This is a genomic window from Chloroflexota bacterium, from assembly GCA_026706485.1.
GTDB lineage: Bacteria > Chloroflexota > UBA11872 > UBA11872 > UBA11872 > JAJECS01.
The window spans coordinates 365,498-379,299 of the sequence record JAPOYR010000004.1; the positions used below are offsets into that span (position 1 = coordinate 365,498).

A 13,802-nucleotide genomic window follows, 5' to 3' on the forward strand; every position below is an offset into this window, starting at 1 on the left:
GCGAAGGGGTGACCGTTGGCGTTGACGTTGGTTCCGGCGCTGGCGCCGGAGTTGGCGGAACCGTGGATGCGGGAGCCGGCTCAGGTGTGGAAACGGGCGTGGCCGGCTGCGCCGGGGCTGTCGTCGGTGCTGAGTCGGGCCTCTCAGCCGTGTCCGCTGGCGCGTCGCACGCGGCCGCCATGAACGCGAATGCGAACAGGAGCATCAACGCGGTGGCCCGGATCGTCGTTGGCAGCGCCCCCCACGGAGCCCGTCGCACGCCGGCCCTCCCATCCATACTCAACTCGCCCCACAGAATGGCAAACCAAGCCTGTCGAGGTCGCTCTCCTCGAGGTCTCCCAACCCCTCGGAGATGCAGCCCGTGAACCGGTTATACGCAAGCTCGAGCGACCGCAGATTCGAGAGTTGGCCAAGCTCAGGCGGAATCGGTCCACTGAGATGATTGCGGTCGAGCCGCAGGTGCTCCAGCTGGCCGAGGCGGCCGAAGTCGGACGGAATCGGCCCATGCAGCCGGTTCCCCGCAAGAACCAGAACGCGCAGGCTGGACAGACGGCCGAGCTCGGGCGGGATCGGACCACTGAGTTGATTCTCTGCGAGCGCTAGCGCCGTCACGCGACCGCTGGCATCCGTAGTGACCCCGATCCATTCGCCGAGGGGCGCCCCGCTGAGCCAGTTGGTGCTGTGCACCCAATTGGGCCCGTCGGTCGCGCGATAGAGCGCGACCAGTGCCGCGCGGTCGGCGGCGATGGCGGCTCGCAGTCCCCCGGCCGACGCCGGATCCGCAACGGCGCAGAACGGCAATCCGAGCTCTTGGAGGTCGCTGCGCGGTAGCTCGGCCAAGGCCGCGGGCATGCATCCGCTGAACTGGTTGCCACCGGCGAGGCGCAGCGACGTCAGTTTGGTGAGGCGACCGAGTGCGGCAGGAATGGCTCCCCGCAACTGGTTGTCGCTCAGCCACAGCTCGTCCAAATTGGCCAGGCGGCCGAGTGCAGAAGGAATCGCCCCGCTGAGCTGGTTGTCGCGGAGGTCCAGCCCGACCAGGCTTGCAAGCTGGCCCAATTCGGGCGGGATTTGCCCGCTGAGTCGATTGTCTCTGAGGTTCAGCCCGACCAGATTGGAAAGCTGTCCCAGTGAGGGCGGAATCGGCCCGCTGAGCTGATTGGAACCGAGCCCCAATCCGTACAGCTCGGTGAGTTGCCCCAATTCGGGCGGGATCGGCCCGCTCAACCGGTTGCGGGAGACATCCAGCTCTTGCAGGTGGCTCGGCTGACCCAACTCCGGCGGGATCGGCCCGTCCAGTCGATTTCCACCAAGATCCAAGAGTTCCAGGTTGGCGAGCTGGCCCAACTCCGGCGGAATCGTCCCGCTCAGCTGGTTGTCCCGCAGGACCAGCCCAGCCAGTCTTGAGAGTCGACCCAGTTCGGGCGGGATCGGCCCCTGCAGTTGGTTCCCACGAAGATCCAGGAGTTCCAGGTTGGCGAGCTGGCCCAACGCAGGCGGGATCGCTCCGCCCAACCGGTTGAAGCGAATCTCGAGCCGTCGCAGCCGGGAGAGATTGCCAAATTCCGGCGGAATCTCCCCGCTAAGTTGGTTCCCAGAGAGCCACAGCGCTTCCAGACGTCCGAGGCTTCCCAGCGCGACCGGTAGCTCGCCGATCAGTTGATTGTCTTCGAGCGCCAGCCGCGTGACGCGGCCTGTTCGATCCGTGACCACGCCGTGCCATTCACCGAGCGGCGCGTCACTCAGCCAGTTGGCGGTGTTCGCCCAGTTCGGTCCGTCGGTCGCGTGATAGAGCGCGACCAGCACCTCCCGGTCTGGGTTCAGAGCGGGCGCGGGCGTGGCGGTCGGCGCTGCCCTAACGCTGGGCGTTGGGGTCGGTGGCGGTGCGCCGGCCGGAGTCGGGGCTGGGTCGGGTGACGGAGCGGGCGTGGCAGTCGACACTGCGGCCCGGTCCGCCGTGAGAACGGGTGTGGACGGCTCGGCCAAAGCGTGCGTCGGCGCCGCGCCCGCGGTCGCAGGCGCATCCGCCGGCGCGTCGCACGCCGCCGCCATGAGCGCCCATGCGACCAGGACCACGAGCGCAGCGGGACGGATGGTCATTGGCCATGCCTCCCGAGGAGGCGACTGCGCGGCGAGACGCTCCGCTGGTGTCCGCGGGCGGCTGTCCCACCGCGTTAGCGCGTGCAAGCATCGCCGAAGCCCAGGTGACGGGCAATCGTCGGCGCTGCCAAGTCACCGGAGCAGACCAGTCTCGATGCCTCGGGCGGACACGTGGCGCACCGCGCGTATCCGTGCTCGGGTCGACGCAAGATTCAAGTGTCCGGTGGCCTTTGCCTAGTCCCTTGAGCGGAGGCTGGAGGTCGAGCCCGATCCCCTCTCCCTCGAAGGCAAAGGGCCAGGGAATCGGGCATCCGAGGCTTGCGAGCGCGTGCCGTCCACTTCTGCAACCGTCTCCGTCCGCCGGAACGACGGGGGATTGCGGGGTGGTGACCGGGCTCACCGATGCCGTGCGGTAAAGTCGCCGGAACGGGAGGCCGGCCGCCGCGTTGTCGCGCGCCGCGATTCCCCGCTCAACGCGCCTCATGCACATTGCCGCATTCGCCGATGTCCACGCCAATCTGACCGCGCTGCGCGCGGTGCTGCGGGACATCGACGACCACGGGCCCTTCGATCTGATCGTGTCCAACGGCGATCAAATCCTCGGCGGGCCGCGTCCGCTCGAGACCTGGCGGGAGCTCGAGCGGTCCGGCGCCTATTGCCTGCGCGGCAACACCGAGCGCGATCTGGGCATCGGAAAGTTCCCACCAGCGCCCGCCGGCGGCCAATGGCGCGACCGCATCCTCGAGGTGTTCGACTGGACCATGGGCGCGGTGCCGGAGGATGTCCGCGCGAGGGCAGCCGGGCTGCCGCAGCGACTCGACCTGAGCATCGACAACGGGCCCCTGCTGGTCATCAGCCACGCCAATGGCGTCAATCTGGACGACTTCATGTGGCCGGATACCGATCCGTCGGAGCTTGACCGCTTGACCGGGACGCCCCCGCCGGCGTTGCTGGTCGTCGGGCATATCCACGCCCCGATGGACCTGAAGGTCGGGCCGACCCGCGTGCTGCGGGCGGGCAGCGTGGGCTTGATGTACGAAGCCAACGCTTACAACCAGGCCCATTGGACCGAGATCACCTGGGATGCGCCGCGACGCGCGTGGACGGCCCAGCCGCATGCCGTGACCTGGGACCACACCGCCGAGATCGCCGCGGGCCGCGCGGTTGGATATCCGGGCACGGAAATCCTGCCGGGATACGAGCGCGCCTAGCGGGCGTCTTGTTCGCGCGGGCGAGGGCTGCGATGCTTGCGCATGAGAGGCATCTCGCACGAGGCGACGATGAGCGCACCCTTGGCGGAAGAAACGATTCGCGACGCTTTGCGCGAGGTGATCGACCCCGAGATTGGCATCAACATCGTGGACCTGGGACTGATCTACGAGATCGAGCTGGCCTCCGCCGAGTCCGATGCCCACGACGTCTCGGTCACAATGACCCTGACGACGCCCGGATGCCCGGCCGGACCGCAAATCCTGCAGCAGGTGAAGCAGGTGGTGGAGGCGGTGCCCGGCGTGAGCAGCATGGATCTCGATCTCACGTTCAGCCCCTTGTGGAACGAGGAGATGCTGAGCGAGGACGTCCGCTGGATTCTGGGCCGGTAGCGCCAAGGTGGGGCGTGGCGCGCTCTGGCGTTGGGCGTGGGAGCCGCTCCTGACGCTGAGGTCGTGCGGGTTGCGGCGCGGGCGGCTCTATGCGGCGTGGATCGCGGTGCATGGCGTGCTGGCGGTGCTGCCGGCCATCACCCGCGGACGTCTCGACTGGCCGCCACTCAATGCCTGGGAGATGCCCGTGCAAGTGCGACCTGGGGGGGGCGTGCCGATCACATACTGGGTGATCCCCCTGGAGGCGAACTATGAGGGCACGCCGCTCAATACCTATTCGATCGTGCTCTGGAGCATGGTGGCCGCCTTGGCGCTTGCCCAAGTGGTCCGACCGGCCGCCGGCCGTCGCTGGCTCTGGCTGTCCGGCTGGATTTGTGCTGGGGGCCTCGCAGCGCTGATCGCGGCGGAGGAACATTACGATTGGAAAGGCTCTCTCGGTAGCCAAGTCCAATGGTTCGAGTTTGTTTCCTCCACGGTGCGCTGGGAGGTTGTCGTCGCGCCATTCGCAGCCCTGCCAGTAGCTTTAGCGGGCAATGTGATCTATCGGTCGGTGTCGAGGCTTCCTGCATTGGCCATGCTGTCTGTAGCCGCATGTATTTTTGCTATTGCCAGCTTAGCTCATGAAATCGTTCAGTATAACTTGTGGATGGATCTCCTAGAAGAAGGATCGGAAATGCTACTTGGAGCTGTACTTGCCGTGATATTGTACGAGCTGCTTATGCGATACTATATTGAGGTTAAGCACGAAGGCTCGCGGATAGGAGCATTAGCAGCACTAAGACGCCGATGGCGCGGCCAAGCGTGACGAGCACGAACTCCCCCGGCTGGGCGCGCGCGTAGCGCACAACCCGAGGCCGCTGGACGCGCGGCCGGCGCGAGTGCCCCCGGCGCCGCAGCACCTTGCCCACCGTCGCGGCGGGGCGGCCAGCAGGGCCCAGCGTGACCGGTCCGGCGCGGCTGCGCTGGCGCGCCGCGAGGATCTCCACGACTGCCGCTGCGTCCTCGCGCGCCGCGATTCCCCGCTCAACGCGCCTCATGCACATGGCCGTCGTTTCCGATGTCCACGCCAACCTGACCGCGCTGCGCGCGGTGCTGCGGGACATCGACGCCCGGGCTCGCTTCGATCTGATCGTGTCCGATGGCGACTAGATTCTGGGGCGCCGCGACCGCTGGAGACCTGGCGGGAGTTGCAGCGCATCGGCGCCTGTAGCCTCTGCGGCAACACCGAGCGCGATCTCGGAACCGGTGAGTTCCCGCCCACGCCCGCGGGCGGCCGCTGGCGCGACCGCATCCTCGGTGCATTTGACCCGGAGTACGAGCGCGCGTAGTGGGCGTCTTGTTTGCGCGGGCGAGGGCTGCGATGCTTGCGCATGAGAGGCATCTCGCACGAGGCGACGATGAGCGCACCCTTGGCGGAAGAAACGATTCGCGACGCTTTGCGCGAGGTGATCGACCCCGAGATTGGCATCAACATCGTGGACCTGGGACTGATCTACGAGATCGAGCTGGCCTCCGCCGAGTCCGATGCCCACGACGTCTCGGTCACAATGACCCTGACGACGCCCGGATGCCCGGCCGGACCGCAAATCCTGCAGCAGGTGAAGCAGGTGGTGGAGGCGGTGCCCGGCGTGAGCAGCATGGATCTCGATCTCACGTTCAGCCCCTTGTGGAACGAGGAGATGCTGAGCGAGGACGTCCGCTGGATTCTGGGCCGGTAGCGCCAAGGTGGGGCGTGGCGCGCTCTGGCGTTGGGCGTGGGAGCCGCTCCTGACGCTGAGGTCGTGCGGGTTGCGGCGCGGGCGGCTCTATGCGGCGTGGATCGCGGTGCATGGCGTGCTGGCGGTGCTGCCGGCCATCACCCGCGGACGTCTCGACTGGCCGCCACTCAATGCCTGGGAGATGCCCGTGCAAGTGCGACCTGGGGGGGGCGTGCCGATCACATACTGGGTGATCCCCCTGGAGGCGAACTATGAGGGCACGCCGCTCAATACCTATTCGATCGTGCTCTGGAGCATGGTGGCCGCCTTGGCGCTTGCCCAAGTGGTCCGACCGGCCGCCGGCCGTCGCTGGCTCTGGCTGTCCGGCTGGATTTGTGCTGGGGGCCTCGCAGCGCTGATCGCGGCGGAGGAACATTACGATTGGAAAGGCTCTCTCGGTAGCCAAGTCCAATGGTTCGAGTTTGTTTCCTCCACGGTGCGCTGGGAGGTTGTCGTCGCGCCATTCGCAGCCCTGCCAGTAGCTTTAGCGGGCAATGTGATCTATCGGTCGGTGTCGAGGCTTCCTGCATTGGCCATGCTGTCTGCAGCCGCATGCTTTTTCGCTTTTGTCACCTTGTCTCATGACATAGGCGCGTCTAATAACCTGTGGATAGATCTCATAGAAGAAGGGTCAGAAATGACGCTTGGGGCTATTCTTATCGTGATACTATACGAGCTGCTTATGCGATACTATATTGAGGTTAAGCATGAGGACTCGCCGATAGGAGCATTAACAGCACTAAGACGCCGATGGCGAGGCCAAGTGTGATGAGCACGCTCTGCCCGGCGGTATGCCGGAAGACGCCTCGCCAGTGACCGGATTCCTGGACCCTCCAGGCGGCAGCCACGGCAAAGACGATGAGAAGGCCCCATAGCACGGCGTCCACAATGAGGAATAATCGCCACGGGTCGGCCGTGACGAGGTGTTCCAGCACGCGACCGCCTCGACCGGTCCAAAAGGGCCGCATGGCAAGGTCAAGATGCGCGCGAGAGGCATCGCCATTAATCGACACCTGACCAGCCGGATTCATGTCCGAGCCGGTGATGCCAAAGAACACAAACGGCGGCGGGCTACTGAGGACGGTGAGTTCAAGGATGTAGAGCGTTCCACCGCTGTCGGGAATCGGCGCGAATCGAATCTCGAGCGGGGCGCCGGCCGTCGATTGGTCGAGGACTCCAATGCGGCTTTCGCGGATCGCAGCGTCCGCCCCGTGGGGAATCACGCGTGCAAGCACGTCGCCCACCGTCCCCGTGCTTTCGCCTTCGATCTTGGCCCATACGTCGATACGGGACAAATAGTCATGTTGGACTCGAAACGGCTGCGTCACAAACGAGACTGGACCGGCGTAAAAGCCGTGGCGAACGTCATTCCACTCGTCCGCTTGACGCTCGAATTCGGCAAAGAGTGCGACGCCGGCGACGGTACAGAAAGCGACTACAACGCCCAGGCTGAGGAGTGCCCGTGGACGGCGGCGCATGGCGCTCAGGATACAGCACACACGCAGCCACGCGGGGTGCGACGCATGGCGCGGACACGCGTGGCAGACATGCCCCAGGCGGTAGCTGGACGCCGAGCGCCGGGTCTGCGCCACCACGGTCCGGCATGAGCGCGCGGCGCGCGACCCGGCTCAGCTTCACCAAGCTGTCGCTCTTCGAGTTTTGCCCCACGGCCTATCGCTATCGCTACGTCGAGCGCGTGCCGATGCCCTTCGTGCCGCGGATCGTCGTGGGCGCGATCGTGCACACGGTGCTCAACCGGCTCTTCGAGCGGCTGCAGCAACGGCAGCAAGTCGACAAGGGTGTCCTCGACCGTTTGCACGCGGACTACTGGAACGATGCGCCGCAGCTCGACCGTGAGCGGTTTCCTGACATGTGGCGGGACGGACAAGCGTTACTGGACGGGTATTGGTCGGCCAACCACGCCGATCTCGGCCAACCGGTGCTGCTCGAGTCGCGATTTCGGTTTCGTCCAGATCCCGAGGCCCGGTATTCCATCGAAGGCGTGATCGATCGGGTGGACGAGACCCCATCAGGCGCGGCAGTCATCGACTACAAGAGCGGTCGCCGCCCGGAGCGGCTCCCGGACCGCCTGCGCGCGCAGCTCCACACCTACGCGCTGGGCGTGGAGCAGGTGCACCAGCGCCGCGTCGAGCGCCTGGACGCCTATTTCCTGGCTGACAACGCCGCCATCTCGGTGGAACCGGACCCCGACTACGGCCACGCGTTGCTGGATCGCTATGCAAACACGGCGGACCGGGTCGAGGCCGGCAGTTTCACCGCCACGCCCGGGCCGCACTGCGCCTGGTGCGACTTCCGTGACCGGTGTCCGTTCCGCGCGACGGATGCCTAGCGCTCAGCCCGCGCGGCCGTTGCCGTTCGCGGTGAAACAGGTGCCCGCGGCGCAGTAGTGGTCGCGGATGTGGGCCTCGAACTCGTCGCGGAAGCGGCTGGCCGCGCCGCGCACCGGCTGATGCGCAAAGTGCCCCAGCCCGCAGAACGACGCCATCATGCTGGCGCCCAGTTCCTCCAGCAGGTCGAGATCATCCATCGTGCCCTGGCCGTGCATGATGCGCTCGCAAATCTGGACCAGGTTGGGCGTGCCCTCGCGGCAGGGGATGCAAAAGCCGCAACTCTCGTCCTCGAAGAACAGCGCGTCTCGGTAGGCCGCGTCGACCATGCAGGCGGTCTCGTCGAACACCACCACGCCGCCGGTGCCCATGATCGTGCCCAGCTCGGCCATGGACTTGGGCTCAAGCGACGCGTCGATCTCGGCCGGGGTCAGGGGCGCGGACGACGCTCCGCCGGGCTTGAATCCCTTGAGAGTCCGCCCCTCCGGCACGCCGCCGCCGTGATCCATGATCACCTCACGGGCCGAGACGCCCAGGGGCAGCTCCACGCAGACAGGGTTCACCACGTTGCCCGAGAGGCAATACATCTTGGTGCCCGCCGCGTCGCCGATGCCGAGGTCCTTGAACCACTCGGCGCCCTTCATCACGATGGCGGGCGCGGCGGCCAGCGTCTCGACGTTATTGATCGCGGTCGGCAGCCCCCACACGCCGAAGTTGGTCGGGAACGGCGGCTTGAACCGCGGGTTGCCGCGCTTGCCTTCCAGCGAGTTGAACAGCGCCGTCTCCTCGCCCACGATGTAGGCTCCGGCGCCGCGCCGAAACTCGACCTCCAGGTTGAAGTCGTCACGGCCGCAGATGCCCTGCCCGAGATATCCGGCCTCGTACGCCTCGCGCAGGGCGGCCTTCACTCGCTCGTGCGACAACCCATATTCGCCGCGGATGTAGAAGTATCCGCGCTCGGCGTTCGAGGCGTACGCGGCAATGATCAGGCCCTCGATGGTCATGTGCGGGTCCAGCTCGAGGGACAGGCGGTTCACATAGGTCCCCGGCTCGCTCTCGTCGGCGTTCACCACCACGTAGCGCGGCGTCTTGGGGTCCTTGCGAACAAACTCCCACTTGAGGCCGGTAGGGAAGAAGGCGCCGCCGCGGCCCGTGAGGTTCGACTCCTTGATGAGGTCGCTCACGTCCTCTGGCGTCATCTCCTTCAGGACGCGCTCGAGGGCCTCATAGCCACCGGCTTCGCGGTAGCTGGCCAGCGACCAGGACTTGGGACGGCCGAAGTTGCGTGTGACGACCAGCTCCATCAGCCCGCGCCATTCCGCAGGTCGCCGAGCAAGTCGGGCACGTCGTCCGGCATCACCGGGCCATGCTGATCCAGGTTGACCAGCATGGCCGGTTGCTTGTCGCACAGACCGAGGCACGAAACCACTTCCACGGTAAACCGGCCGTCGGAGCTGGTGTGCCCGCGCGGCACGCCCAATTCCTTCTCGAGCGCGCCGATCAGCTTCGGGGCACCGGCCAGGTGACAGCTCAAGTCGCGGCACACGCGCAACACGTACGGCGGCTGCGGCTCGAGGGAGAACATGGTGTAGAAGGTCACCACGCCAAACACCTGGCTCTCGGGGATGCGCAGCTCCTCGGCGATCAAGGTGATCGCTTCGGGCGGCACGTACGAGAACAGCTCCTGGGCGGCGTAGAGCGCCTCGATGGACGATCCGGGCAACTCCTTGAGCGGCTGCAGTTGTTCCCGCAGCGTTTCCAGCTTGGGTCGCTCTGACTCCGGCAGCGGCTCGCGGCCGGGCGGCGTCTCGAGCTCAGTGTGGTGAATGGCCATGCAGCAAGGGCGCGCGGCAGCGCGTCCGATCACCTGAAAAATGGCGGGTGAGTTTAGCACCCATCCCCGCGGCAGCCCGCGATGAACGCCCCGTCCGCTGCGCGGGAACGCGTGGTGCTAGCGTGGCGCCTGGGGAGGCCCAATGGCGCTAACGGAACAGCAAGCCCGCGAGCTTCGCAGTCTGGCGGCCAGCTGGAATCGAGCCTCGATGGCAGTCGGCAACCTGCTGCGCGACGGCGCCGTCACGTCGGACGGCATCGACATGCAGGCGCTGCGCAACGCCACCGACCGGCGCGCTCAGGCCGAGCATCTGCTGGTCGACTTCTGGATAAGTGTCGCCCGCGACGAGTCCGGCGACCCATAGCCGGCGGACGCGGCGCGCATGTCCGAGCGGCAGGAGCAACCAGGCGATGGCTGACCCGCGACCCGAGCCCTCTGCGCCGGTCGACACGGAGGAATTGGCCGCCGGCCGTGAGGCTGCCGCCTACATCAACGGCCTCATCCGCGGCCCTGCCGGCCCCACGCAGCCCCGCGCGCCGGTCCACCAACGCCGGCGAGGCCGCGAACGCCTGGCGCGCATGCATCGCTTTCTCGATGCGCTGGGCAATCCTCAAGCCGGCCTGTCCGTGGTGTTGGTGGCGGGCACCTCGGGCAAGGGCTCGGTGGCGGTCAAGATCGCGGAGGGATTGCGGGCCGCCGGCTATTCGGCCGGCCTGCACGTCACCCCGTATCTGCAGACGCCGCTGGAGAAGTTCTGGCTCGACGGCCGGCTGGCCCGTCCCGGCGAGCTGGCCGATCTGGCGGCGTGGGTTCGGCCCGTCGTCGAGCGCGCCGATCCCTGCCGGCCACCGACCTACGGCATGGTCTGGGTGGCGCTGACGTTCGAATACTTTCGCCGCGCCAGTGTCGACGTGCTGGTCTTGGAGGTCGGCGCGGGCGGACGCTTCGATCTGACGAATGTCTGCGACCCGCTGCTCAACGTGATCACCACCGTCGGCATGGACCACGAGAAGAGCCTGGGCCCCTCGCTGGCCGGCATCGCCTGGCACAAGGCCGGCATCGCGCGACCGGGTGTGCCCACGGTCGTGGGCGGCATGCCCGCGCCGGCGCGGGCAGTGGTGATCGACGAGTTGCAGCGGGTCGGGGCGCCCCTCATCGAAACAGGGCCGACGGCCCCCGGCGACTTCCGCGCAACCAACGATGGGCTGGCGGACGCGGCCTTGGCGGCGCTGGCGTCGAGCGGATTCAGTCGCATCGACCGCACGGCCCATGACACCGCGCATGCGGCCGCCCTGCCCGGGCGCTACGAACGCATGCCGTCCCCCGATGGCCCGCCCGTCATCCTCGACGGCGCGCACAATCCCGATAAGGCCCGTGCCCTGGCGGCGCTTTGGCGACGCGAGTGCCCGCCGCACGCCGGCGTCCTCGTGGCCGGTACGGTTGGCTATCGGTCGCCGGCCGCCGTCCTCGCCCCGCTGTGGCCGACGGTCCAGGCGTGGATCGCCACCGAGCCCCAGGTATTGGGCAAGCCGCCCACGCCCGCGGCGGTCGCCGCCCAGGCCGGCCGCGAGGCCGGGCATCCGGCGGTCGCCGCCGAACCCGACCCGCTGCGCGCCCTGGAGCGCGCCCTGGAGATCTGTCCTCCGGGTGGACGCGTGCTCGTGGCGGGGTCCCTCTACCTGGCGGGCAACATCCGGTCGCGCTGGTATTCCACGGAGGAGATCGAACGGCAGCGCACCATGTGGCCGCTGCGCCATACTGCGCCCGACCATGCATGACGAACCCGAATCGCTGCACGGCGACGAGCCCGAAGAGCCGGAGCTTCGCCACTACACGTTGAGCGAGGCCAACGAGCTGCTGGTCGAGGCGCGGCCCGTGCTGGCGAAGCTGCGGCGCATCTGGCTGGAAGCCGACCCGGATCGTCAGGCCTTTGAGCGCGTCCAGGAGTCCGACGCCGGCGCGGTGGATGTGAGCCTGGCCCATCAACGCCTCATCGCCGGGCTGTGGGACGTCCAGCCGCTGGTGGCCTGGCTGCGCGCCCGCGACATCCTGCTTCGCGACCCCGCCACCGGACTGATCGACTTCCTCTCGGAGCTCGACGGCGAGGACTGCTACCTCTGCTGGCGTCTCGGCGAAGAGGACATCGCCTACTGGCACGGCACCGACGAGGGCTTCGACAACCGCAAGCCGTTGCCCGGCGTCTAGCTTGTCCACGTCCCGCGGCGTAAGAACCGCCGAACTCGACATTCGTCAGATGCTCAAAGCTCGCTTTGGGTACGACGAGTTTCGGCCCATGCAGTTCGAGATCATCGGCAACGTATTGGCGGGCCGCGACTCGCTGGTGTTGATGCCTACGGGCGGGGGCAAATCGCTCTGCTATCAGCTGCCGGCGCTCTGTCTTCGCGGGTTGACGTTGGTCATCTCGCCGCTGATCGCGCTCATGAAGGACCAGGTCGACGCGCTGCAAACCAACGGCATCGCGGCGGCGTTCATCAACAGCTCCGTGCCGCCGCATGAAGTGAGCGGCATCTATGCCGCGGCGCGGGCGGGGCGGCTCAAGCTGTTGTACATCGCACCGGAGCGCCTGGCGGTTCCCGGATTTGAGGAGTTCCTCCGAGGGCTCGGCGTCGCGCAGATCGCCATCGACGAGGCGCACTGCATCTCCGAGTGGGGTCACGACTTTCGGCCGGACTACCGCAACCTTCGATCGCTGCGCGCGATGTTTCCCCGAGCTCCCGTGATGGCGCTGACGGCCACCGCCACGGCCAAGGCCCGCGACGACATCGCCGAGCAACTCATGATCCCGGAGGCGCGGCGGTTCATCGCGAGCTTCAATCGTGAAAACCTGACCTATATCGTCCGCCCCAAACGCCGCCCCTTCGACCATCTGGTCCAGCAATTGCGCCGGCATTCCGACGGGGCGTCGATCGTCTACTGCCTCTCGCGCGACGGCACCGAAAGGCTGGCGACGAAGCTCTCGCAGCACGGCCTGCCGGCGCTCCCCTATCACGCCGGTCTCGACCCGAGCCTCCGGCGGGACACGCAGGAGCGGTTCATTCGGGACGAGGCGCGGATCATCGTGGCGACCATCGCCTTTGGCATGGGCATCGACAAGCCCGACGTGCGGCTCATCGCCCACTACGACCTACCCAAGACGCTCGAAGGCTACTACCAGGAAACGGGGCGAGCGGGGCGCGACGGATTGCCGAGTGAGTGCGTGCTGTACTTCTCCGCCGGCGACCGGGCCAGGTTCACGCGCTTCATCGACGAGATCGAGGACCCGTCCGAACGCGAGCGGGCCCACCAAAAGCTCGACCAGATGATCGCCTTTGGCGAGGCGCGCACCTGCCGTCGGGCATTCGTTCTGCGGTATTTCGGCGAAACCTACGACAAGACCGACTGCGGCGGTTGCGACGTGTGCCTGGCCGAGCGCGAGGCGTTCGACGCGACCGAGATTGCTCAAATGGTCCTATCGGCGGTCATTCGCACCGGCGAGCGGTTCGGCTCCGCCCACGTCATCAAGGTTCTGCGCGGCTCGCGTGCCAAGAAGGTGTTGGAGTGGCGGCACCACGAGCTTCCGGTATACGGCATCGCCCGCCGGTACGACCGCGACGATCTCAAGGAGATCGTGGGCCTGCTGGAAGACGAGGGGCTGCTGCAGCGGAGTCCCGACAAGTTCGCAACCGTCTCAGTAACGCCCGCCGGCCATGACTTCCTGCGCTGGCGCAAGACGCTGTCGCTCAGCCGCATCAGGTGCGATGCGCAGGACCTGTCGGAGCAGGCGAAGCTCCAGCAGCGGGCGCGCGGCCAGGGCAACGGCCGCGCCGACTTCGACTCGCAGTTGTTCGAGCGCCTCCGCGAATTGCGGCTCCGCTTGGCCGAAGCCAGGGAGCACCCGGCGTTCATGATCTTCAGCAACCGGACGCTCCAGGAAATGGCGCGCGCCATGCCCCGGGACCACGCGGGCTTCGCCGACATCCCAGGCGTCGGACCAGCGAAGCTGGAGGAATTCGCCGACGACTTTCTCCAGGTGATTCGTGAGTACACGGCTCCAAGGGATGCTGAGTAGTCCGAGGGATTTGGTCTGGGGGAAAGTCCCACGATCCGACGGATAAGGCGTTGACTTCCCCAATCTGATCCCTCGGTAAGTCTGGCGAAACAC

15 protein-coding genes are annotated in these 13,802 nt (G+C 67.0%); 11 read left to right on the plus strand and 4 right to left on the minus strand.

The features are described from left to right. Positions 1–279 precede the first annotated feature (279 nt). Complete coding sequence (locus tag OXG79_04205) at positions 280–2,100, minus strand: hypothetical protein (GenBank protein ID MCY3782973.1); 1,821 nt, start codon at positions 2,098–2,100, stop codon at positions 280–282. A gap of 482 nt (positions 2,101–2,582) precedes the next feature. Between OXG79_04205 and OXG79_04210 the strand changes: the two genes are divergently transcribed. The 6 genes from OXG79_04210 to OXG79_04235 all read left to right on the plus strand — a co-directional run bounded on the left by OXG79_04210 (position 2,583) and on the right by OXG79_04235 (position 6,227). After that, positions 2,583–3,311: a metallophosphoesterase family protein gene (locus tag OXG79_04210; protein ID MCY3782974.1), complete on the plus strand. Its 729-nt coding sequence runs from the start codon at positions 2,583–2,585 to the stop codon at positions 3,309–3,311. Between the two features lie 69 nt (positions 3,312–3,380). After that, positions 3,381–3,701 carry a metal-sulfur cluster assembly factor gene (locus tag OXG79_04215; GenBank protein ID MCY3782975.1) on the plus strand — a complete coding sequence of 107 codons (321 nt, stop codon included), beginning with the start codon at positions 3,381–3,383 and terminating at the stop codon, positions 3,699–3,701. Between the two features lie 106 nt (positions 3,702–3,807). Continuing rightward, entirely contained in the window at positions 3,808–4,506 is a 699-nt protein-coding gene (locus OXG79_04220; protein MCY3782976.1) for a hypothetical protein, read from the plus strand. Between the two features lie 382 nt (positions 4,507–4,888). Then, entirely contained in the window at positions 4,889–5,029 is a 141-nt protein-coding gene (locus OXG79_04225) for a hypothetical protein (protein ID MCY3782977.1), read from the plus strand. A gap of 69 nt (positions 5,030–5,098) precedes the next feature. Then, the gene (locus OXG79_04230) at positions 5,099–5,419 is read left to right on the plus strand and encodes a metal-sulfur cluster assembly factor (protein ID MCY3782978.1); all 321 of its coding nucleotides are present in this window, start codon (positions 5,099–5,101) and stop codon (positions 5,417–5,419) included. 106 nt (positions 5,420–5,525) lie between these two features. Then, positions 5,526–6,227, plus strand: coding sequence for a hypothetical protein (locus tag OXG79_04235; protein ID MCY3782979.1), 702 nt, complete (start codon positions 5,526–5,528; stop codon positions 6,225–6,227). Here the strand turns inward: OXG79_04235 and OXG79_04240 are convergent. Continuing rightward, positions 6,160–6,936: a hypothetical protein gene (locus OXG79_04240; protein MCY3782980.1), complete on the minus strand. Its 777-nt coding sequence runs from the start codon at positions 6,934–6,936 to the stop codon at positions 6,160–6,162. The genes OXG79_04235 and OXG79_04240 overlap by 68 nt on opposite strands. Positions 6,937–7,061: 125 nt before the next feature. Between OXG79_04240 and OXG79_04245 the strand changes: the two genes are divergently transcribed. Further along, positions 7,062–7,808 (plus strand): PD-(D/E)XK nuclease family protein, encoded by a 747-nt coding sequence (locus OXG79_04245; protein ID MCY3782981.1) that lies wholly within the window; start codon positions 7,062–7,064, stop codon positions 7,806–7,808. A gap of 3 nt (positions 7,809–7,811) precedes the next feature. Here the strand turns inward: OXG79_04245 and nuoF are convergent, their stop codons facing one another. Together nuoF and OXG79_04255 are read right to left on the minus strand one after the other, a co-directional pair. Beyond that, complete coding sequence (gene nuoF / locus OXG79_04250) at positions 7,812–9,110, minus strand: NADH-quinone oxidoreductase subunit NuoF (protein MCY3782982.1); 1,299 nt, start codon at positions 9,108–9,110, stop codon at positions 7,812–7,814. Further along, entirely contained in the window at positions 9,110–9,640 is a 531-nt protein-coding gene (locus tag OXG79_04255; protein ID MCY3782983.1) for an NAD(P)H-dependent oxidoreductase subunit E, read from the minus strand. The genes nuoF and OXG79_04255 overlap by 1 nt, the downstream gene beginning before the upstream one ends. Positions 9,641–9,782: 142 nt before the next feature. Between OXG79_04255 and OXG79_04260 the strand changes: the two genes are divergently transcribed. From OXG79_04260 to recQ, 4 genes are read left to right on the plus strand one after another with little or no spacing between them, the layout of a single operon-like run. Beyond that, positions 9,783–10,004, plus strand: coding sequence for a hypothetical protein (locus OXG79_04260; protein ID MCY3782984.1), 222 nt, complete (start codon positions 9,783–9,785; stop codon positions 10,002–10,004). A 46-nt stretch (positions 10,005–10,050) separates the two neighbouring features. Next, a complete protein-coding gene (locus OXG79_04265; protein MCY3782985.1) occupies positions 10,051–11,418 on the plus strand; it encodes a hypothetical protein in 1,368 nt (455 codons plus the stop codon). Continuing rightward, a complete protein-coding gene (locus tag OXG79_04270; GenBank protein MCY3782986.1) occupies positions 11,411–11,845 on the plus strand; it encodes a DUF2203 domain-containing protein in 435 nt (144 codons plus the stop codon). Before OXG79_04265 ends, OXG79_04270 begins: the two co-directional genes overlap by 8 nt. A 49-nt stretch (positions 11,846–11,894) precedes the next feature. Next, positions 11,895–13,709: a DNA helicase RecQ gene (gene recQ / locus OXG79_04275; GenBank protein MCY3782987.1), complete on the plus strand. Its 1,815-nt coding sequence runs from the start codon at positions 11,895–11,897 to the stop codon at positions 13,707–13,709. The last annotated feature ends 93 nt before the right edge of the window (positions 13,710–13,802 follow it).